Source organism: Acidithiobacillus sp. (assembly GCF_023229925.1).
Lineage (GTDB): Bacteria > Pseudomonadota > Gammaproteobacteria > Acidithiobacillales > Acidithiobacillaceae > Acidithiobacillus.
Genome location: NZ_JALNYM010000001.1, coordinates 171,205 through 192,239, shown reverse-complemented (window position 1 = coordinate 192,239; position 21,035 = coordinate 171,205). Strand labels below are relative to the sequence as shown.

Below are 21,035 nucleotides of genomic sequence, written 5' to 3'. Positions count from 1 at the left end.
GTGTTACTGGGGCAGATCAGTCTGCTCCCCCTCCTCTTCTTCTGTATCGGCAATCAATGCCAGTCCTGCCAGTTGCTCGCCCTCGCCCAGGTTAATCAGGCGCACCCCCTGCGCATTCCGACCGGTGCGACGAATGCTGTTAATCGCCATACGAATCAGCGTGCCATGATCAGAGACCAGCATCAGTTCGTCCCGCTCCGTTACCGCCAGGGCGCCGACCACATCACCATTACGCTCGTTGGTCTGGATGGCAATAACGCCCTTCCCACCCCGGTTGGTGCGGCGGTATTCATCCACTTTCGTCAATTTACCATAACCATTGGCGGTAGTGGTGAGGATCACCTGACTGGAGTCCACCCACTGTGCCGAGATCACCCGATCATTCTCTTCCAGACTGATACCGCGTACGCCACGGGCGTTGCGACCCATGGCCCGAGCCTTCGCCTCGGGGAAGCGCACCGCCATGCCATGCCGAGTAAAGAGCATGAACTCGCGCTGCCCATCGGAGAGGCCAACAGCCACTAGACGATCACCCGGGTCGAGGTGGATGGCGTTGATCCCCTGACTGCGCGGCCGGGAATACTCCATGACCGGCGTCTTTTTGACGACGCCAAGGGAGGTAACCATGCAGACAAACTGGCCCTCGGTAAAGTCACGAACCGGCAATACGGCGGTGATGCGCTCCGTGGGGGCCAGCGACAGCATGTTAACAATGGGCTTGCCCTTGGCGCCACGACCTGCCTGCGGCAACTGATACACTTTTTGCCAGAAGACTTTACCGAGATTGCTAAAGAACAAACAATACGCATGGGTCGAAGCGCAGAACATGCGTTCGACAAAGTCTTCTTCTTTGGTGGTAGTGGCCATCTTGCCTTTGCCGCCCCGTCTCTGGGCATTGAAGGCCGTCACCGGCTGAGCCTTGATATAACCGGCGTGGGTGAAGGTCACCACCATTTCCTCTTCGGTAATCAGATCTTCCGTCGAGATATCACCCGTGTCCGCCACGATCTCGCTGCGTCGGGCATCCCCGTACTGATCGCGGATGGCCACCAGCTCTTCGCGGATGACCTCCATCAGCCGAGCCTTTGAGCCGAGAATCTCCAGCAACTCACGGATGCGATCCAGCAAGGCCAGGTATTCATCGCGGATTTTGTCCTGCTCCAGCCCGGTCAGACGGTGCAAACGCAAATCGAGAATGGCTTGGGCCTGCGGCTCGGACAAATGATATCCGTCCGTTTGCATCCCCTCCGAGGGTTCGCCACGCTCGACCAGCAGCGCCGCGACCATGCCCGGCTCCCAAGACTTCGCCAACATTTGCGCCTTGGCTTCTGCCGGGTTGGCCGCCGCCCGAATCAGGCTGATGAGCGGATCCAGATTGACCAACGCCACCGCCAGGCCCTCGAGGATATGGGCGCGGTCGCGTGCCTTCTTTAGCTCGAAGACGGTACGCCGGGTGACCACTTCGCGGCGGTGCTGGATGAAGGCCTGCAGCAGATCGCGCAGACCGAGGGTCCGCGGTGCCCCGTCCAGCAGCGCCACCATATTGATATTGAACACGCTCTGCATAACCGTGTGCTGGTAGAGATTATTCAGCACCACATCGCCGTTGGCGTCCCGCTTGAGTTCAATGGCGATACGCATACCCGATTTGTCGGACTCGTCGCGCAGGTCACTGATGCCTTCCAGACGCTTTTCCTTGACCATCTCGGCGATGCGCTCAATGAGTCTGGCCTTATTCACCTGATAGGGCAGCTCGGTGACAATGATGCTCTGCCGGTTGGATTTTTTGTCCGTCTCGAACTCGCAGCGCGCGCGCATGACCACCCGGCCCCGCCCGGTGCGGTAGGCTTCGATACTGCCGGCACGGCCATGAATAAAGCCTGCCGTCGGAAAATCTGGCGCCGGGACCAAGATAAACAATTCTTCATCCGGGGTTTCGGGATCATCCACCAGCGCCAGACAGGCACTGATCACTTCCGTCAGATTGTGGGGCGGGATATTGGTCGCCATGCCGACGGCAATGCCGGCGGAACCGTTGATCAGCAGGTTGGGGATACGCGCCGGCATGACCAGCGGTTCCATCTCCTTCTCATCGTAGTTGGGGCCGAAATCAACGGTCTCCTTTTCCAGATCCGCCAGCATCTCATGGGCAATGCGGGACATGCGCACTTCGGTGTAGCGCATGGCGGCGGGGCTGTCGCCATCCACCGAACCAAAGTTACCCTGCCCGTCGATGAGCGGGTAGCGCATGGAAAAGTCCTGCGCCATCCGCACCATCGTGTCATAGACGGCGGTGTCACCGTGGGGATGGTATTTACCGATGACATCACCGACGACACGCGCCGACTTCTTATAGGGCTTATTCCAGTCGTTGCTCATCTCGTGCATGGCGAAGAGCACACGACGATGCACTGGCTTGAGACCGTCGCGGGCGTCGGGAAGGGCGCGGCCGACGATCACGCTCATGGCGTAATCGAGGTAGGACTGGCGCATCTCCTTTTCGAGACTGACAGGAATGGTTTCTTTGGCGAATTCGATCATGTGGAGACTGAGTACCCCTGATTATTTTTTCAACACGGCATTATGCCACAGCGGGGCTAAGCCTGCATGTGGCCCGCGGCCAGCGCCTGGAGCGCCGCCTGAAACCCCGGGCGCGCCACGCCACGCTCGGTGATAATGGCGGTGATCAGACTGGCGGGGGTGACATCAAAAGCCGGATTACGCACTTCGACACCTTCTGGCGCCACCGCATGGCCCGCACACTGCTGCACCTCTACGGCGGGGCGCTCTTCGATGATGATGCCGCCGCCATCGGGCATGGCGAAATCCACCGTACTCAACGGCGCCGCGACGTAGAAGGGAATCTGATGATATTGCGCCAGCACGGCGAGGCTGTAAGTGCCGATCTTATTGGCCGCGTCGCCATTAGCGGCGATACGATCGGCGCCAACTATCACCGCATGGATCAGACCCTGTTGCATCAGATAGGCGGCGGCACTGTCGGCATTGAGATGAAAGGGAATACCATCCTTCTGCAACTCCCAGGCGGTGAGGCGCGCGCCCTGCAGCCAGGGCCTGGTTTCATCAGCATAGATATGGAGCTGCTTACCCGCAGAAATCCCCGCACGAATCACGCCCAGTGCCGTGCCGTATCCACCGGTCGCGAGGCTGCCGGTGTTGCAATGGGTCAGAATGCCACCCTTCGTCGGCAAGAGCTCCGCGCCATAACGGCCCATACGCTGGTTATCGGCGATATCATCGCGGAGCAAGTCATGGGCGGCCTGTAAAAGTGCGGCGACGGCCTGCCCTGCGGTAGACGCCGATTGCGCCAACGCCAGTTGCCGATCCGTCGCCCAGGCAAGATTCACCGCCGTCGGTCGCGCCGCCTTGATCTCGTCGGCGGCACTCAGCAGGCGCGCCTCCCAGTCCGCATGCGTGCTCACCTCGCTCACGGCAAGCGCCATGGCATAAGCGGCGGCAATGCCGATTGCCGGGGCACCACGTACTACCATCTGCCGAATCGCCACCGCCACCGCGCGATAATCACTGAGCTTTAACCAGGTTTCCTGCTGCGGCAACAGTCTTTGATCGAGAAGGCAGAGCTGACCCTCCTCCCAACGGATGGCACGAATTTGGTCGGCACTGGACACATATCCTCCTCGGCAAGATACCGGGTCAATCGGGAGCGGAACACCGCACGTATGGTGTGCTCAATATACGGGCAGTTGAAAAGACTGTAAAATGCGCCGGGACGTCCAGACCCCATGCTTCCGGGGCACTCCCGCTTTCATTATCAGGTCCACTCATGTCCTCTGCCAGCCCATACCCGGTTCTCCGCCTGCGTCCCAAGGAAGATCGCCGCCTCCGCGCCGGTCACCTCTGGGTCTACAGCAACGAAATCCATGTCCAGAAAACCCCCCTCACCGCTGTTGCTCCAGGTAGCGTCTGCCGGATGGAAGACGCCCAAGGCAAGGCCCTGGGGCTCGCCCATGTCAATCCCCATACCCTGCTCTGTGCGCGTTTGTTGAGCCGTGACCCGCATATCAGCATTGATGAGGGCTTTTATCGCACCCGCTTACAACAGGCTTTGCTGATGCGAGAGCGCCTGTTCAGCGCGCCTTTTTACCGCCTGGTGCATGGTGAAGGCGATGGCTTGCCGGGCCTGATTATCGACCGCTATGAGGACCATCTGGTGCTGCAGGCAGGTAGTCTCGGCATGGATCGCGATCTGCCCCTGATCACGGCGGCTTTGCATGGTCTGCTGCGCCCGGCGGGCATTTTGCTGAAGGCCAGCGGCGCGGCACGGCGACTGGAAGGATTGGAAGACCGCGTCGAAGTCCTCTTCGGGCATATCCCGGAGCGGCTGGAGGTTTGGGAAAACGACTGCCTGTTCCAGGTTGACCCGCGCGGCGGGCAGAAAACCGGCTGGTTTTATGACCATCGCGCCAATCGTCGCCGCTTGCGGGACTTTGCCCAAGGGCGCCGGGTGCTGGACTGCTTCGCCTATCTCGGCGGCTTTTCCATCCCCCTGGCAAAGGCCGGAGCAACCGCCGTCACCGCTGTGGACAGTTCGGCACCAGCCCTGGCGATCCTTGAAGAAAACGCTCTGCGCAACGAGGTTGAAGGCTTGCGCAGCATTCATGGCGATGCCATGGAGACGCTGCACAATCTGCGCGACCGCGGTGAGCAGTTTGACCTCATCGTCCTGGACCCCCCGGCCCTGATTAAATCGAAGAAGGACTTCAAGGAAGGCAGCATCGCCTATCGCCGTTTTAACGATATGGCCATGCGTTTGCTGAGCCCCGGCGGCATCCTGTTCTCGGCGTCCTGCTCGCATCACCTGAACCGGGAAACGCTGCTCAGCCAGATCGCTTTTGGCGCCCAGCGTGGGGACTACCAGATCATCGGTGAAGGCAGTCAGGATATGGATCACCCCGTTCACCCGGCGGTGCCCGAAAGCAACTACCTCAAGGGCTTTTTCATCCACCGTCGGGAAGAATTACCCGAAGAGGCAGAAAAGACCGCCTGATCACCCAGCGCAATGGATTCTTGTCGCCATGCCCGGTGACAGGTACAATCGCGCCCACGCCGGCGTAGCTCAGTTGGTAGAGCAACCGATTCGTAATCGGTAGGTCAGAGGTTCGACTCCCCTCGCCGGCACCAATTAGAACAAGGGTTTAGGCTTCGGCCTAAGCCCTTTTTCTTTGCCTCTTTGAAGTTTCGCTCAATAAATGCCCAAATGGAACGCAAGGCGATTGAGCAAAGAACGGCGACCATGGCATCAGTTGGCAACCCGCTACGACAAAGAACAGAACCTTATCGGCTGGCAAGCGCGGGTTATCTGGAAGGGATTCCCTACACGATCAAAAACTTTTCGAGCGAAGAAAGAAGCGGAAGCCATCAGGCCGTTTTCCTGAAGCATGGCGTGATGCGCTTTCGTGCAATACTGCCTGCTGCGGTGTCATCATGCCGATGGCCGTCATGTAAAAACGCACAGCCAGCCAGATCGCAGTGCGCCGCACGGGTACGCGGGACGGCTATGAAGGCGGCGTTACCGGCCAGCGCCCATTCGGGGCGCAATTCTTGAACTTGACCAGGCGGCTCACCTGGATATCAGAAACGAACATTACCCCCTGATGCTTCTCGAAGAAGGGGGTGAAACCCTCGAGGATGGGCGAAACGAGTTCCTCGGGCACGGCGACAATTATCATGATGAGAACATCGTCCTCATTGAACATCAAATGACTCTCGTAGATGCCGTGGCTGCCTTTGCCAGACAGGTTGCCCACGATCGAATAGCCCTTCACCCCCGCTCGATCGAGGAGATCGGTGGCAAAGTCACGATGGGCACCTTCAAGAATGATTTCGACCTTCTTCAAGGGATGGAGATTGAGGGTATTCATGCACTGGCCTCCAAAAGGGTTAGTCTCTGCTGCCGACCCGAATCCGGGTGGACCTGAAATTCGCCATCTTCCAACACCAGGGCGCGGTAGCCATCCTCAGGGTCGAGGACTATGACCCGCAGCCAGCCACCCATGATTAGCGCCTTGACCTTGGGCAGGCGACCTACGGCGGCCAAGACGAAAGGTGCCGGGGCCTCGACCAGGGCGATGAGCCGCACGGGCTCGTGATAGGGCTTACCATCCTTGTATATGGACTGGATAGGCAGACCGGTACGCAGATCGCTCTGATTGCCGGTCATTACCCCAAAGCGCCCAGCCACATTGTGGTATGCCTTACTCCCACTACCAAAGTGATGGACATCGACCGTCGAAAAATAGTGCTCGAGGTTGATCCACTCGCCCACCACCACTGGTGCCGACAGGATGTTTTCGAGAAAGCGCCCCTTAGGGTCAAGGCGATAATCGTAGGATTGCAGGAAGGATCGGCCCTGTAGGTCTACCCCCTCGGTCAGATGTCGGCCACCGATGATGCCGTAGAGATTGCGGGAGAGGCCCCACTCCGGTCGCACCTGCGACCAATCGTGGGCACGGCGGCGTGCCATGGCCGCCGCGGCGTAGGGGTCCTCGGCAAGTTTACTTGTCGCTCCCAAGGTGGGCATCCGCTCTGCCGCCGTTCGTCGGGTTGCTGCCGCAAGACCATTGCGCAAACGCTCCAGATAGAGCAGGTGCCGAGCGGGCAGGAGATCGAGATCGTAGAGATCAATCTGGTCCGTGGTGGTGTTATGGGTGGCTGGCAGGAACCAGGTATCATCGGGGATGACGACGCCATTCTCCGCCAAGCGCCGCCGTACCTCAGGCTTGTTGGCCATGGCACAGATCACCCGGGCATTGGGCAGCCCTTTACCACCACCGCAGGCGCCACAGTCGAGAGCCGACTCGTAGGGGTTGTTCTGGGTCTGACTCTCATGGGCCACCATCAGAACGAAGCGCGAGAAATTGCGATTGAGTCCAGTCGAGAGCAGGGCCTGGGAGACATAGCGCACCTGCTCGTCGATACTGAAACCGAGGCGCCCAATGCGTTCCATCTGCAGGCTGGTTTCCTGCCGATCCACCCGATATACCGTGCGCAGCTTTTCGATGAACTCCGCTTCTGCCGCGGCCGCAAGCCCCAGACGTCTAGCCAAGGAATTCTGGCCCGCCTGGTGACCCAAAACTATCTCACGTAACTCCCGGACCTCGTCATCGGTAACGCGATCTCGGCTCACGCCCAGCTCCTTACCCAAGGCCCGCACGATCATCGCCCGCTGCACCGCACGTATGATGGAGTCAGCCTGCTCGGCATTGAGCTTGTCCACCAGCAGGCGGGTGGGAGGCTTTTCAGCATGCAGGTGCCGGTAGATCTCGTGATAAGTGACCGGCGCCACGGTCTTGCCGATCAGCCCCAGACTGAAGAGTAAACCCACCGCCTCTACCGCCACGAAGGGCGAGAGCACAGAAGATTTGAGGTCGTGCAGCACATGCTCCAGAGCCCCATACAGGGGTTCTTCCTCGAGATTCAGATCGACGGTAATTTCGACGACGAGATTCCGCGGAGTCTGCACCGCTGGACAGAGGTGGACTTCGCTGCCCTTGCCGTATTCCAGATAGCCAATGGGCACTCCAAAGAATCCGGCAATGCCGAAGGTCTGGTAATCCCCCAGGGCCTCCAGATGGCGGCGCATAGGTTCGGAACGAACGTCGATGCAGAAGAAGGCCTGAGCGAAGGGACGCTTCTTCGGCTTGGACTCCGGCAAGTGCACCTTGCGCACCAGATCGGTGATGTAGTGGGACTCCATCGCCTTCAGCCAGTTAAAGCCTTCGCGCTTTTCCCAATTGCGCAAGAGTTGCAGGAACTGCTCAATTTGGGTTTTATCCAAGGTCCTCAGGGCCTCTTCGGCCGTGGGAGAAACTCGCCGCGCCAGTTTCCGCAGGGCCTGGGCCTGCTGTCGCGCTTCATGGACCAGCTTGGCCTGAATGTAGTCCAGAGCCAGACCTCCGTAGCCCCGTCGCGAACGGCGGGCGAGCGCATCATCCACCCGCTGCGCCCAGCCGGGCAGGATGGTCCCGCCATATAGTTCGAGCCGAAGATAGGCTGCGAAAGGGTCCTGCTCGACGAAGTCCTGGACGGCCTCGGCATCGCCCGGGCAAGCATGGTGTCGGGCCGCCTCCTGTAAGAGGGCCAGACCCAGCACCATACGCACCGCCAGGAAATCCGTGAGGTCTGCCGGATAGCGCGTGGCCCAGTAGTGGTGCTTGGCCATGCTGCGAAAGCGGATGAAGCCAGCCCAGCCATGCAAGCGAGTGAGCTGGCGAGTGATGTATTTCTGCCAGGATTCCTCGGGGATCTTGAGGAGCACGAGGATTTGGGCGATCACTCCTTCGGGGCTCTCAGAAGATGCGAGCAACTCACGCAGATGCAGTCCGCGCAGGAAGAAGCGAACATTTCGCCATGCCACTTTCTTCCAAGCAAAGTAAAAGCCCTGCTCACGCCCCGGGGCCTGCCACGCCGACTGCCCCTCGTCAAAAAAGTCGAGGCAGCTTTTTACCAATAGGTCATTGAGGGTACTGCCGATGTCCGTACCGAAGAGACGATCCACATTGGCGTAAACTGGCCCGTCATGAGCGATCTTGCGGGCCAGAAGGGTATGGAGCCGCTCGATTACTACTCTGCTGCTGTCGAGCTTCGCTGAGCGCCCCCGCAGGGCGGCCGCCAGGGCCTCGCCATCGAGCCAGTCGTGACTGGCTATCAGTCGTTCTGTCGAACACTCTGTGATCAGTGTCCAGAGCCAGGCTTCGACATCGATGCCTGGCAGATCCAACGTCTGATCTTCAACGAAGCGGCGCACATAGCGACGCAGAGCAGAGTCATCCACTTTTCCTTCTCGACGGTAGCCCTGATAGTGCTGACGAGGTAGGTAGCCGCGCCCATTAAAAAGGCGACATCCCTCCTCTACAGCCTCCTCGAAGGGCAAATGCTCCAGACCGAAAAGGGGATTGTGGTGAATGAAGGTGCGCATGGGCCAGAAACGCGGGATCGGCTCGCTGGCCACATAGATCATCGACCGGACCTTGAGCCGGTCACCCAAAGTCAGATTCCTGTCCATGCTCCACTCCAAATCAGTCCAGACAATGCGAAGAAAAACAGGACCGCGGCCCCGATCCAGGTGATTCCCAGACTTAGGTCGACCATGGGCTCACCCCGATAGGTACCAAAGAGCAGGTCCTGCAGGAAACGGCCAACAGACCAGCCCCAAATCAGGAGCAACAGGAGTAAAGGCCAGAGCCAAGCAAGATCAAGCCGGTGAAATACCTGCAAAAGTCCGAAAAAACTCGGAAAGATCGGAGTGGCCACAAGAGCCAGGGCACTGAGGGTGATGAGTGCCGAAAGACGTGGCAGAACCGTAGCCAACCCACCTTGCAGACCCAGATAAGCACCTCCCATGCGGTCACTAAGCATTCCGGCCCAGACCATGAGCAGGGCCGCGGGCAAAGACAAGGCCAAGACAAAAAGCGCGACACTGTGCACCTGGGCGCCACTGACCACCAGCAACCAACTCAGGGTCAGGCCAGAGCTCGCCATGAGCCGCGACCAAATACTGATTTCCCGAGCGCTGACGGCACGAAAGGCGTAAAACACGCTGGTAGAGAGCACCAGCATCAGCCAGATCCGCTGCAGCGACAGGGGTAGCAAGAGCAAGGCCAAGGGACCTGTATGGTAGAGCAGTAAAACTCCCAACTGCGGGAGCACCAGGATGGCGAGGGCTCGCCCCCACGGGCCGGGGGCTGAACCTATCAGACGATTGAATATCCAGCTCAGGGGGAAGACCGGGAGCAGGACGGCGGCAAGCAACAAAACGATCCACTCCATGACCTCAGCTCCAGCGTAGCCAGACGTTGAGACGACGAGAAGCACTAAGCAAGAGCTGCGTCACTCGCACGTAGAGATCGTTGATGTAGAGTTCCCGGGACAGCAGGGCGTAAATGGCCAGATAGCCACCATGCCAGCGCTGGCTAATGCGCTCTCCCAAATTCTGCGCATCTCCAAAGAAGGTCAAGGCCCAGCCACCCACGAAGAGCAGAGCGAGGATGATCATCAGAACTTCGTAGGAAAGTATCCCGATGCTTGCCGAAGCATAGAGCCGAAGACTGGCCTCATGCGAATAAAGGAATCTGGCAAAATAATGGCTGATCAGCGTGTAACCAATCACCACCAGCACGAAAGAGCCCAAAATCCCCCCCATGAGCTGCCATGGGTTGGTATGGGTCATCTTGTGGGCGGCAAAGAGAGCCTGCGCACCTGTGACCCAGGCAAAGAAGAGCAGCACGATCACGCCCTGCTCGAAGAAGAGGTGGTTGGCCACAAAGAAGTGCGAAAGACTCAGCACCAGCACCGGCACCAGGATGGTCAGTGCGGCGGCGGTGAGCCAAGGCAGGCGTAAAGGCTTAGTCGGGCGCCGTTCGACGATGTAGACATAGATTGGGTCCGGCGGCACCCCGTCATTGGCACGGGCATCACCAATGGCATTACCCGCTCCGAGGAAGAGCGAGGCCTTGAAGAAGCCATGGGCAATGAGGTGGAAAACCGCCAAAGGAAAGGCCCCAAGGCCACATTCCATGACCATGAAACCCATCTGCCCCATGGTGGAATAGCCCAGGGACCGCTTGACGTCATTCTGGATGAGCATCAGGGCCGAACCGACTACGGCGGTGATCAATCCCACCACGAAAGCAACGTGCAGGGCAAGGCCTGCGTACTCGAAGATCGGTGCGAAGCGGTTGAAGAGAAAACCACCGGCATTGACGATACCGGCGTGCATCAGGGCCGAGACCGGGGTCGGCCCATCCATGGTGTAGGGCAACCAGCCGTGCAGCAAAAACTGCGCCGAGCGAGCAAAGGCAGCCAGCGCCACGAGAATCCCTGTCCAGGCCGGCACCGTCATCCCCCAAATCTGGACAGCGTTGGGCGCCGCGGCGATTTGGGCGAAGATCACTGGCAAGGCGAGACTGTGATAGCTCTTGTAGAGGATGAAGGCAGCCAACCAAAGGGGAAGATCGCCAACCCGATAGGTGATCTGTGTCCAGAAGGCATAGCGTCCAGAAGCGGGCCGGTCGGTATCGTGACCGAGCAGGAAATAGAGGAGCACTCCGACCAAGAACCAGGCCACGAGCAAGGTGACGAGATCAGCAGCAGAAACCATGAAGAGGATAGTTGCCGTCATCAAGTCGAGCATGGCAAAGAAACGTGGATAATTGGGCTCCTCAATCATGTAGCGTACCGAGTACATATGCACCAGCAGACTAATGCCAGAGACGAAGGCCCACATGACCAGGGTCAAAGGATCAAGCCAGATGCTCCCCCATATCTGGCCGATATACTCCACCCGGGGCAGCCCAACTGCGACATAATTGCCAAGCAGAATCAGAGACAGCAAAAAGGTAATCAGGGTGGCCAGCACACTGAGCCGGGCTGCGCCCGTCTTGCTATGCCGCAGGACGGCAAAGATCAGCAATGCCGCGAGGGCAGGCACGAAAGGTACGATGATCGCTAGAGGGTCCATCGCCAACTCCTCACCAGTTACGCTCCTTTCCAGCCAGCCGGAATACTGATTCATAAGATGCCCGGACATAACGTCGGCCGGATGCCCCGCCCTTGAACGCGCTGGACTGAAACCACTTTAACCGTCCATTTTAATTAAGTTAAGTTAAGTATAGTGAATATTATCTTATAGTATCATATAAACATAATATTACATTATGCTTCTGCACCGGCTAAAGATTTCTACAGCGCTGGCACCCTACCCGGCTCGCCGATGGGAAAGGTCGGGACTGGCACCATGCAAGGGTGGCATGGGGTTTCATGGACGCGACCTTGCAAAGAGCACTTTCGCGTTTCCCGTATCGTTGAATGCCCTGGAAGCCTCCGTTTCAGCGGGCTTGCGGTCTAAACCCGGCACCGCAGGAGTCCAAGTGCGGCACTGGGTCAGGATCTCAGCCGCACGACCGCCGCAGCCCCATATCCTGATACAGCGCTCTGCTTCGATACAAATCGCTTCCCGGACGCCCTCCACCAGACCGGCATATCCTCCCTCCGGGGCCAGCGTGTTTTCCCGAATACGTCGTGCAGCAACCTCGAACAGCGGTTCACAGTAATTGACCTTAGCTGCGCCGGATCGGATCAAACGTCGGAATTGATCATCGGTGAAACCCGCACTGCCGTGAATCGCCAGGGGGATGCCAACCGCTTGGTTAATTTTCGAGAGGCGGGGAAAATCATGTTTGGAGCCTCCGCCGTTCATTCTGCTCACGGACACCGCCAAGCAGCCTACCCCGCTTCGCTCGACGTAATGCTTGGCTTCGAGCGGAGAAGTCGGGCAACCCGCCGCAGATTCTGCCGCATCATCGGGCTGCACGCTCTCCAAATGACCCAATTGGCCCACGACCAGTACGCCGCTTGGAGCAGCCAGATTGACCACTTTTTTGGTTAGCGCAACGTTTTCCGGCAGCAGGCGGGACGATGCGTTGAACACCACTCCGCCGCACCCTGTGGTAATCGCACCTTCTGCCAATTGGGGGTCGTTGTCCACTTCGACCTGAAACGACACGGGAATGGTGGCGCGCTGACCCATTTCGATTACGGCCTTGGCCAAGGATTCAATGCCACCTGCTCCGGGATACGATTTGGATAAACTCAGAATGATGGGCGCGCGCAGATGCTCAGCAGCCTCGATCACCCCCTCCAGGATATCCCAGCCGGCCACGCCGAAGGCTCCTACCGCGTAGCCGTGGCAATAAGCGTGGTGCAACATGTCCGTCATATCGACCAAAGGCATCCTGTTCTCCTCAAAGTTCGCAAACATGGGCACGTTCCGTAGACATGGCTTCCGAAGCCTGTTCCGCTGACGACTCCCCATGTCCAAATCAAAAGTGTGCGGTGACCTGACCGAGATTTCGATGAGGCTTCCGACTTCATCGAGTCAAACCCAGATAGAGCAGCGGAAGTTTCTCCGGCAACCGCTGCACGTGGTCCACCACCATATAGTTCTTGGCACCAAAAATACGCGACACATACTGGTCTGCCCGGGGATCGAGGCTCAGGCAATAAGTGGCGATGCCGTTGCGCGTCAAATCTTCCACCGCTTTCTTGGCGTCGTAACGCAGGTACTGCGGGTCGCGCACGTCGTTGTCGGCGGGTTCGCCATCGGTGAGCACAAGCAGCAGCTTTTTGTTGCTGGACTGACGTTTCACTATCGAGCCAGCGTGGCGCATCGCTGCCCCCATGCGCGTGGACAGCTGGCCGGTCATGCCCGCCAAGTGCGCCTTTGCCTTATCGTTGTATGGCGCGTCAAAATCCTTGAAGCGAAAATACTCCACGTCATGGCGGCCATTGGAATCGAATCCGTGGATGGCGAAGGGGTCGCCGATCTTATCCATGGCATCGGCGAGCAGCACCGTGGCCTCGCGCGCCAGCTGCAACACGGTATTTTCCGAGCCCAGCACCGGGTCGTTGGTGGATTCGGACAAGTCGATCAGGAGCAACACCGACAGATCGCGCACCTTGCGGATATTGCGCATCATGATGCGCGGGTCGGGCTGCTCGCCCATGCGCATCTCGATCATGGCGCGGATTGCCGCGTTCAGGTCAATCTCGTCGCCGTCCTCCTGCTTGCGCAGACGCTGCACACCCTGGGGCTGCATGGCCTCGATCAGGAACTTGAGCCGCCCGATGATCGGTTTGTGCTTGGTCACGATCTGTTCAATCATCTCCAGGCCACCGCTTTTGGCGTGCTTTTCCAACACCGTGCACCAGTCCTGGCGATCCAGTTGCATCTGGTAGTCCCACTCCGCGTAGTGGTAGGGCTGGGGCGGTGGTGCCTTGCCTTCCAGCTCGTTGTAGCTCTTGCCGAGGTCTTCGTAGGGGAACAGCTCGCTGGAGAGCACCCAGATTTCTTGCGCGTCGTCGCCGGCGGTCTCGACCTCGAGCTCGTTGACGAATTCCATGAGACTAACCTGCTTGCGCACCTGCTTGTCCTGCCACGGCACCGCGTGCTCAAAGTCCGATACTTCGGCGGAATCCCACAGATGGCGGTTGTCGTCGCGATAGGGCGCGCTGAGCACGTCGGTATGCGGGCTGTATACCAGCCGCAACTGCACCAGATCGTGGGCAAGCGTCACCCCCAAGTCCCACGCAAACTGATTGCTCGCAAGCTGATTCGCCCGTTCGGCAAACATCAGCCTGGCCTTCGCAATCAACGGGTCGGGATCGGCGTAGTCAGGGTCCAGCAGCGCACGTGCGATACGGTTAAGATAATCGCCGACGCTCGCGTTCTGGTCGGGCGTGACAAAATGGAGTTTTTGCCACAAAGGTGCGAGGCCGGGGAAAGCACTAATCGCCAGTTGTTCCACACGCGCGTCTTCCATGGCGCCGATGACCACCATTTGCAGGGGTGTAAGCGCCTCGGCGGAAAGCGCTTCCCGGGTATACATCTGGTGCGCCGCGGCGTGAGCGCAGGCTGCACGATAAAGTTCCACGCCGCCGATCTTGCCGGAAGGAAGCTCCAAGTCATCATAGGCGTCGGGCAAGTGGATGATGTAGCCCTCAATATAGGGCTGATAGCCCTCGCGTTGCTCGAAATCGCCGCTGGTGGGGCGCATGAAGAAATCGCGCCCCCACAAGGCGCGTAGATACATGCCGATGCGCCGCTGCACATCGATGAACAGGGTGCCTTTACGCTCCTGTTGTAATACACCGATGGATTCCGGACTTTCTAAGGAGAAATACTTCGTTTGGGCTTCGAAATCCGTCTTGTGCGCCTGCGCACCCCACAACGCCCAGCGCCGCAGGCCACCCAGCGTCAGTTGGCCGAGCAGGATACCAAGGTGATCCAGCATCGGGCGCACACCACGCGGGGCCTGTGCCAGCAGCATGTCGATCAGGTGCAGATAGCCCCGGAACAGATCCAGGTCGCCCAGCCGCGCCGCAGCGACGGGGCTAGAGGAAAACAGCAGGGAGATCACTGCGGCGCTGGTTTTGGAATACATCTTGATGGCAGCCGCCAGCAAATCGCTCACGGCGTCTTCACCCAGTTCGCGCGCCACGGCTGGCGCACTCTGGATATAGGACACCACAAGGTCGGTGCCGCGCCCTAGCGACTTTAGGCTGGCCGCGCCGCGCAGATAGGTCTCTAGGCCACGCGGGCTAAATATCCGCAAGGCCTCCCCCCAAGACGCGCGCAGCACCTCGCCAGCGTGATCTCCGAGCTCGTCCAATATGTTCTGATACTTTTCGAGTTCGACCGCCATCATTATGCTCCGTCAAGCTCTGTAATACCGCTATACATACTGGGTTAAAAGAAAGTCGTCACTGCCGCATCCAGTGCATCACGCATGTCTGAGTCGTCGGTGATCGGGCGCACCAGGGTCACGCGGCAGGCGGCCATGGGATCCACACCTTTAGCGATTAGGTTGCCAGCGTAGATCAGCATACGCGTGGAGATACCCTCGTCGAGCCCATGGCCCTTGAGGTTGCGCGCCCGCTCGGCGATGGACACCAGCTTGTCGGCTGTGTCGCTAGACACACCACTTTCGTGAGAAACGATCTCGACCTCAATAGCGTGCTCAGGGTAGTTGAAATCCAGAGCGCCGAAACGCTGCTTGGTAGACTGTTTCAAGTCCTTCATCAGGCTCTGGTAGCCTGGGTTGTAGGAGATTACCAACTGGAAATCAGGGTGCGCCTGCACCAGTTCGCCCTTCTTCTCCAACGGCAGCACACGGCGGCTGTCGGTCAGCGGGTGGATCACCACGGTGGTGTCCTGGCGCGCCTCCACTACTTCATCGAGGTAGCAGATAGCCCCCAAGCGCGCGGCAAGGGTTAAAGGGCCATCCTGCCAGCGAGTGCCGGAAGCATCGAGCAGGAAGCGGCCGACCAGATCGGATGCGGTCATGTCTTCGTTGCACGCCACGGTAATCAGTGGTTTGCCCAGCTTCCACGCCATATGTTCGATAAAGCGGGTCTTGCCGCAGCCTGTGGGACCCTTGAGCATCATGGGCATGCGCACCGAGTAGGCGGCCTCGTAGAGCTCGACTTCGTCGGCTACAGTACGGTAATAAGGCGCACTACGAATGAGGTACTGTTCGATGGCTGGTTGCATTTTTTAACTCCTCTATCAGCGGGAACGATGGGCCTAATCAGGCCAGACCCGACGCGGGTGCAGATTGCCACCGGCCTTGAGCGCCTGTTCGCCGCCAGATTGATCTGCCTGCTGTGCAGGTCGGGGTGCCGAAGGCTTAACCACTGGCACTCGGTCCGATTTATTGGCAACATCGCTGGCTGGCGCGGATGCTGGCAGTGCCTCAGGTTTGTCCGCTTCCGGCTGCCCGGGCTTGATCTGTTGCGATTTGACCTGACGCACACCATGCGCAAGTTTTGATCCTATCTTGTTCACAGACATAAGACCTCCTCAATAATCGCTTCTATGTCCGCCACGGCAGTTTGGGCGCGTTTGCCCAGTCCGTAGACGCTCGTCCCTTCCACCGCGGCGCTGCGATAAGCCGCACGCCGCTGCATGCAGGCTTGCAATACCGGCACGTCGAACTCCGCCACAGCCTCGCGCAGATCACGGGACAGGGCATTGCGCGATTCCATTTGATTCAGTACCAGGCAGGCACGCAAGCCGGGGTTGAGCTGCCTGGCCCCGCCCACCGCCGCCGCCATGGCTACGCTCGCCCACAGATCCATCGGCGAGGGAAGCACTGGAATCAACACCACATGAACCGAGCGCATCACCGCAGTAACCACCTCACCCTGCACGGCAGGTGGGCAGTCCACAACCACATAACGGTGGGTGCGCGCCAGTTGCACAATCGTGGCAATAGGGTCGCTGCCAAGCGACGCCACCGGCGGCAGGCTGGCACCGTCAGGTGCCATTTCAACCCACTGGCTGATGGAGCGCTGGGGATCGGCGTCCACCAAGTGAGTGGAAGCGCGTTGCGCCAAGCCCGCCGCCAGATTCAGCGCCAGGGTGGTCTTGCCAGTGCCACCCTTCTGGTTGATTACCGCGATGATCTTGTCATCCATGGTTGTCCGCTGCTGCCGGCCCATCGAGCCTACGCCTTGTCCACTGTGGCCAGCGCATCCATCTCGGAGAGAAAGGTGGATTTGCGTTCGCTCAGCACAGCCTGCCCTTCACCATCAATGCTGACGTTGACGTAGGTTTTACCGAAACTCACGTTCGGGTAGTATTCCTCACGCTTGGACAGGTCCGCCAGATGATCCAGAAAACACCGCATCTCGGTGTAGCTGCCGAAGTCAAAGCGCCGGTTCAGCGTAGACAGACGTTCCTGTGGCGCGGAAGGGTCCGCCTTCGGGTCAGTCGCATTGCTCATGGCGTCGCTCCTTGGTGACTTTCCGTTAGCATTCGATCCAACTCGCGCAAGTGACCAATCTCATCTTGCAGCAGACCTCCGAACAAAGTTTGCGTCTCGCCATCACGCATCCTGGCGCAGTAGTGGGCCGCTTCCTCGTACAAGCGAACCGCTTCGATCTCCAGATCGCGGTCAATCAACACCATCTCCTCCAGGGTGCGCCCCGGACGGATGGGCGGCAGTTGGATGCCATTGGAAGGAATACCCAATACCAACATGCGCGCCATCAGCCGTTCGGCATGCACGAGCTCCTCGTTCACATCCTCACGCAAACGCGCGCTGATATTCGACAAGCCCCACAGGCCAGCCAACGTGGCCTGCAACAGATATTGCTGCACCGCCGCCAGTTCGTGGCCGAGGGCGCGCGTCAGATATCCGGTCAAACGTGGATCTGCATGCATGGCAACTCCTTTGCCAAACCTCACCAACAGGCTTAGCTGACTTCACCATCGCGGCCACCTACGCCGACGTCGGGGCTACTGGGCAGGATATTTTCCACTTCGGAATGCACGCGGGCGATGATGTGCGCCGCCACCAAGCCGTCACCGACGCGCTCGCAGGCATCCGCCCCGGCGCGCACCGCTGCATTCACTGCCCCGGTCTCGCCACGCACCAGCACCGTGACGTAACCGCCGCCCACAAATTGGCGACCCACCAGACGTACTTCCGCCGCCTTGGTCATCGCGTCCGCCGCCTCGATCGCCGGCACCAAACCCCGGGTTTCGATCATGCCCAATGCCACTCCGCTTACATTTGCCATTTTCACTACTCCCTTTGCGAGATCGATTGAATTTCCGTTGACTTAAACACTTGCTGCGGTGGGCAGGATGCCCTCCACTTCGGAATGCACGCGGGCGATGATGTGCGCTGCCACCAAGCCGTCACCGACGCGCTCGCAGGCATCCGCCCCGGCGCGCACCGCTGCATTCACTGCCCCGGTCTCGCCACGCACCAGCACCGTGACGTAACCGCCGCCCACAAATTGGCGACCCACCAGACGTACTTCCGCCGCCTTGGTCATCGCGTCCGCCGCCTCGATCGCCGGCACCAAACCCCGGGTTTCGATCATGCCCAATGCCACTCCGCTTACATTTGCCATTTTCACTACTCCCTTTGCGAGATCGATTGAATTTCCGTTGACTTAAACACTTGCTGCGGTGGGCAGGATGCCCTCCACTTCGGAATGCACGCGGGCGATGATGTGCGCTGCCACCAAGCCGTCACCGACGCGCTCGCAGGCATCCGCCCCGGCGCGCACCGCTGCATTCACTGCCCCGGTCTCGCCACGCACCAGCACCGTGACGTAACCGCCACCCACAAATTGGCGGCCCACCAGACGTACTTCCGCCGCCTTGGTCATCGCGTCCGCCGCCTCGATCGCCGGCACCAAACCCCGGGTCTCGATCATGCCCAGTGCAATACCCGTTACATTCGCCATTTCAACACTCCTTCGTCAGATGCGTTTAAAAAATTGCTACTTATCAGCTCGAGCTTCTCCATCATCCAATCGGTCTATAATCCCCGCGATGGTCAGGTCGGTCAGAATCTTGTAATTGCCCGCTGCATAACGCGCCGCCGAACCACTTACGGTAATAACCCATTTCCCGGGAGGCACACCCACTGGATCGCACGCCACGTTCAGTTTTCCTTTGGCATCGGCGAGCACTCTGAGCGAAGAGTTCTTCAGCCCTGGGATGCGGCGCGTCGCCACCAAATCAGACACCACTCGCATGATATCCATCACTCTTCCATCCAGTGATCAATAATGCCAACAATGGTGAGATCGCTGGGGTAATCCTTGCTACCCGCTGCCTCGCGCGCCGCAGAAGAACCCACACAGATCACCCAGTCACCAGGGACGCAGCCGATCATATCGACCGCCACCTGACGTGCCCCCCCTGCCTTTTCCCTCACCACCAGCAGCGGACGATGCCCAAGTTCCTTGATCCGGTTGGTCGAAACCAGCGTTTTTTCCACTTCGCAAATCTTCATCATTTGCTCCGAAAAACAACTATCCAGCAGACGTTCATTCCGCGTCGCTTCCGTTATAAGTTGCCACCAACTCAATCGGACTGCCGGAGCGAGCGTCCTGTACGGTCATGGTGCATACCAGCAAACCCTTTTGCGCCAGATCTGCGTAGCGTGATTCAATCGCCGCTTTGACCCGCCGGCAACGCTCTACCGTGCGTTCGCGACTGCTCGGTACCCGGCTGTCGTAGCGGAAGTGAATCGCCAGCGGCACCGGTAATCCATGCATTAGATTCAGTCTATTGAAAATCTTGATGCCCACGTCAATGTCCGGCACGCCTTCTTCCACCGTGTGCAGGTGGGCGAAATAAGCCAAGTTGCGCAATTGAAATTCCTCGAAGCCGTCGCCCACACTGATGAAACGCTCGGCATGACCGATGTCCGGATAGCGACCACCCCACGTGCCGCATACATACTCGATCTGCGATAGATTGTTGATCAATAACGTCGCAATCAATCGCCGCATCCCCTCGTGCGGCTCACCCCTGCCCACACCCCAGCCGGTGGCGGCGCTGGCTCCCTGAATCGCCTGATACACCTTGATCCGAGCGTCGTTCTGTTCGTCACCGACGGTCTGGCGATACAGCTCCAGGTTGTCCACCGCCCGGTACAGACTCATTTCCCCATCTGCATCGGGTACATGCACCTTGATCGCGTCGGTGTCGGTATCCACTCCGATCAGCAGCGTGTCCACCGAGGCCCCACAACAAAAACTGTTTTCGATTGCCTGACGGAATTCACGCAGGCGCTGCAGGGCAGCTTCCGCAGCCTGGCGCTCGTTGCTAGCGTGGGCGGCACAGCCTTCATGGGTCGGATCGGAACTGCTCCAGTGATACACAGCGATCTTGAGGTAACGTGTACCCGCGTCGGCAGCCACCGGACGACTTTCGCGGTAGCGCATCAGTTCGGTTTCGATCCAGCGCTTGACGTTGGCCTCCACGTCAAACATGGCACCGGCGTAGGCCTTAAGGCTGCGCACTGCGGTGTCTGGTAAGCGCAGGATGTAACGAACCAGCCCCTTCAAACGTCCGTCCGAACATGGCGTGATGTCCACCGCGTGGAAGCCGCAGTCGAGAAAAAATGACACCACGTCATCGCCCGCTTGTTGGGTTCTGGCCGCGCGCGCATGCTCCGCCATCAGGCGCAAGGTCCGCATTACGCTCTCACCATATAGGGCACGCATGTCCAGACTGCCGATCCAGGCGTCCTCCAGAATTCTGGAGGGCAAGTCGAAGCCCAGCTGTTCGCGGGCGACGGCCTGCGCGCGTTCGATAAAATCGGGTTCATGCTGCAGCCCGACAATCCGCCTCATCACTGGCACAATGGCATCGAAGCGTCCCTTCACGGTCTGCTCGTGCGCCAGCAGGCACTGGTTTTCCGCTACATTGGTGAGTGGATGACGGCACGGCCGGCCGCTGTCGGTCAAACACGCCGGATTGGCCGCCGCCGCCGTTACTCCAATGCGGAGTGCTGCGCGCTGCGCTGGGAATACTGGCTGACCGGCGCGTGCCTGCAGAGCGCCGTCAGGCGTACCTAAGCCGTATGGCGGACGAAGTGCTCCAGACAGCGGGCCGATGCTACGCCCAGGACGGTTTCTCGTATTCATCTCTGTCTATCCGTTATAGATGGCTCGGTCCGGTTTTC

Annotated in this window: 21 protein-coding genes and 1 tRNA gene; 2 read left to right on the top strand and 20 right to left on the bottom strand. The window is 59.2% G+C overall.

Annotated elements, in window-relative coordinates; translation table 11 throughout:
• Positions 1 to 3 precede the first annotated feature (3 nt).
• Positions 4 to 2,541, bottom strand: coding sequence for a DNA gyrase subunit A (gene gyrA, locus M0P56_RS01065; RefSeq protein WP_291508202.1), 2,538 nt, complete (start codon positions 2,539 to 2,541; stop codon positions 4 to 6).
• A 56-nt stretch (positions 2,542 to 2,597) separates the two neighbouring features.
• Positions 2,598 to 3,650, bottom strand: a complete 1,053-nt coding sequence (gene mtnA, locus M0P56_RS01060; RefSeq protein ID WP_291508201.1) for an S-methyl-5-thioribose-1-phosphate isomerase — start codon at positions 3,648 to 3,650, stop codon at positions 2,598 to 2,600.
• 155 nt (positions 3,651 to 3,805) lie between these two features.
• On the opposite strand from mtnA, the gene M0P56_RS01055 reads away from it, so the two are divergent.
• Positions 3,806 to 5,029: a class I SAM-dependent rRNA methyltransferase gene (locus M0P56_RS01055; protein WP_291508200.1), complete on the top strand. Its 1,224-nt coding sequence runs from the start codon at positions 3,806 to 3,808 to the stop codon at positions 5,027 to 5,029.
• A gap of 58 nt (positions 5,030 to 5,087) precedes the next feature.
• A tRNA-Thr gene (locus M0P56_RS01050) sits at positions 5,088 to 5,163 on the top strand.
• 237 nt (positions 5,164 to 5,400) lie between these two features.
• On the opposite strand, the gene M0P56_RS12360 is transcribed toward M0P56_RS01050, so the two are convergent.
• The 18 genes from M0P56_RS12360 to M0P56_RS00965 all read right to left on the bottom strand — a co-directional run bounded on the left by M0P56_RS12360 (position 5,401) and on the right by M0P56_RS00965 (position 20,997).
• Positions 5,401 to 5,580: a putative inorganic carbon transporter subunit DabA gene (locus M0P56_RS12360; RefSeq protein WP_366109875.1), complete on the bottom strand. Its 180-nt coding sequence runs from the start codon at positions 5,578 to 5,580 to the stop codon at positions 5,401 to 5,403.
• Entirely contained in the window at positions 5,538 to 5,903 is a 366-nt protein-coding gene (locus M0P56_RS01045; RefSeq protein WP_291508199.1) for a P-II family nitrogen regulator, read from the bottom strand. The genes M0P56_RS12360 and M0P56_RS01045 overlap by 43 nt, the downstream gene beginning before the upstream one ends.
• Positions 5,900 to 9,046 carry a DUF2309 domain-containing protein gene (locus M0P56_RS01040; protein WP_291508198.1) on the bottom strand — a complete coding sequence of 1,049 codons (3,147 nt, stop codon included), beginning with the start codon at positions 9,044 to 9,046 and terminating at the stop codon, positions 5,900 to 5,902. The genes M0P56_RS01045 and M0P56_RS01040 overlap by 4 nt, the downstream gene beginning before the upstream one ends.
• Entirely contained in the window at positions 9,031 to 9,810 is a 780-nt protein-coding gene (locus M0P56_RS01035) for a hypothetical protein (protein WP_291508197.1), read from the bottom strand. Before M0P56_RS01035 ends, M0P56_RS01040 begins: the two co-directional genes overlap by 16 nt.
• Before the next feature lie 4 nt (positions 9,811 to 9,814).
• Complete coding sequence (locus tag M0P56_RS01030) at positions 9,815 to 11,500, bottom strand: proton-conducting transporter membrane subunit (RefSeq protein WP_291508196.1); 1,686 nt, start codon at positions 11,498 to 11,500, stop codon at positions 9,815 to 9,817.
• Between the two features lie 297 nt (positions 11,501 to 11,797).
• Positions 11,798 to 12,772, bottom strand: a complete 975-nt coding sequence (locus M0P56_RS01025; protein ID WP_291508195.1) for a class II fructose-bisphosphate aldolase — start codon at positions 12,770 to 12,772, stop codon at positions 11,798 to 11,800.
• A 136-nt stretch (positions 12,773 to 12,908) separates the two neighbouring features.
• Positions 12,909 to 15,245 (bottom strand): nitric oxide reductase activation protein NorD, encoded by a 2,337-nt coding sequence (locus M0P56_RS01020; RefSeq protein ID WP_291508194.1) that lies wholly within the window; start codon positions 15,243 to 15,245, stop codon positions 12,909 to 12,911.
• Between the two features lie 41 nt (positions 15,246 to 15,286).
• Positions 15,287 to 16,090: a CbbQ/NirQ/NorQ/GpvN family protein gene (locus M0P56_RS01015; protein WP_291508193.1), complete on the bottom strand. Its 804-nt coding sequence runs from the start codon at positions 16,088 to 16,090 to the stop codon at positions 15,287 to 15,289.
• 33 nt (positions 16,091 to 16,123) lie between these two features.
• The gene (locus tag M0P56_RS01010; RefSeq protein ID WP_291508192.1) at positions 16,124 to 16,390 is read right to left on the bottom strand and encodes a hypothetical protein; all 267 of its coding nucleotides are present in this window, start codon (positions 16,388 to 16,390) and stop codon (positions 16,124 to 16,126) included.
• Positions 16,381 to 17,016, bottom strand: coding sequence for a ParA family partition ATPase (parA, locus tag M0P56_RS01005; RefSeq protein WP_291508191.1), 636 nt, complete (start codon positions 17,014 to 17,016; stop codon positions 16,381 to 16,383). Before parA ends, M0P56_RS01010 begins: the two co-directional genes overlap by 10 nt.
• Positions 17,017 to 17,045: 29 nt before the next feature.
• Entirely contained in the window at positions 17,046 to 17,324 is a 279-nt protein-coding gene (locus M0P56_RS01000; protein WP_291508190.1) for a hypothetical protein, read from the bottom strand.
• A complete protein-coding gene (locus M0P56_RS00995; RefSeq protein WP_291508189.1) occupies positions 17,321 to 17,764 on the bottom strand; it encodes a ferritin-like domain-containing protein in 444 nt (147 codons plus the stop codon). Before M0P56_RS00995 ends, M0P56_RS01000 begins: the two co-directional genes overlap by 4 nt.
• Before the next feature lie 32 nt (positions 17,765 to 17,796).
• Complete coding sequence (locus tag M0P56_RS00990) at positions 17,797 to 18,123, bottom strand: BMC domain-containing protein (protein WP_291508188.1); 327 nt, start codon at positions 18,121 to 18,123, stop codon at positions 17,797 to 17,799.
• Positions 18,124 to 18,165: 42 nt separating this feature from the next.
• Positions 18,166 to 18,462, bottom strand: a complete 297-nt coding sequence (locus M0P56_RS00985; RefSeq protein ID WP_291508187.1) for a BMC domain-containing protein — start codon at positions 18,460 to 18,462, stop codon at positions 18,166 to 18,168.
• Between the two features lie 42 nt (positions 18,463 to 18,504).
• Positions 18,505 to 18,801 carry a BMC domain-containing protein gene (locus M0P56_RS00980; protein ID WP_291508186.1) on the bottom strand — a complete coding sequence of 99 codons (297 nt, stop codon included), beginning with the start codon at positions 18,799 to 18,801 and terminating at the stop codon, positions 18,505 to 18,507.
• Between the two features lie 36 nt (positions 18,802 to 18,837).
• Entirely contained in the window at positions 18,838 to 19,104 is a 267-nt protein-coding gene (locus M0P56_RS00975; protein WP_291508185.1) for a carboxysome peptide B, read from the bottom strand.
• On the bottom strand, positions 19,104 to 19,358 hold the full coding sequence (locus M0P56_RS00970; protein WP_291508184.1) for a carboxysome peptide A: 255 nt from the start codon (positions 19,356 to 19,358) through the stop codon (positions 19,104 to 19,106). Before M0P56_RS00970 ends, M0P56_RS00975 begins: the two co-directional genes overlap by 1 nt.
• A gap of 31 nt (positions 19,359 to 19,389) precedes the next feature.
• Positions 19,390 to 20,997 carry a carboxysome shell carbonic anhydrase gene (locus tag M0P56_RS00965; RefSeq protein ID WP_291508183.1) on the bottom strand — a complete coding sequence of 536 codons (1,608 nt, stop codon included), beginning with the start codon at positions 20,995 to 20,997 and terminating at the stop codon, positions 19,390 to 19,392.
• Positions 20,998 to 21,035: the final 38 nt, after the last annotated feature.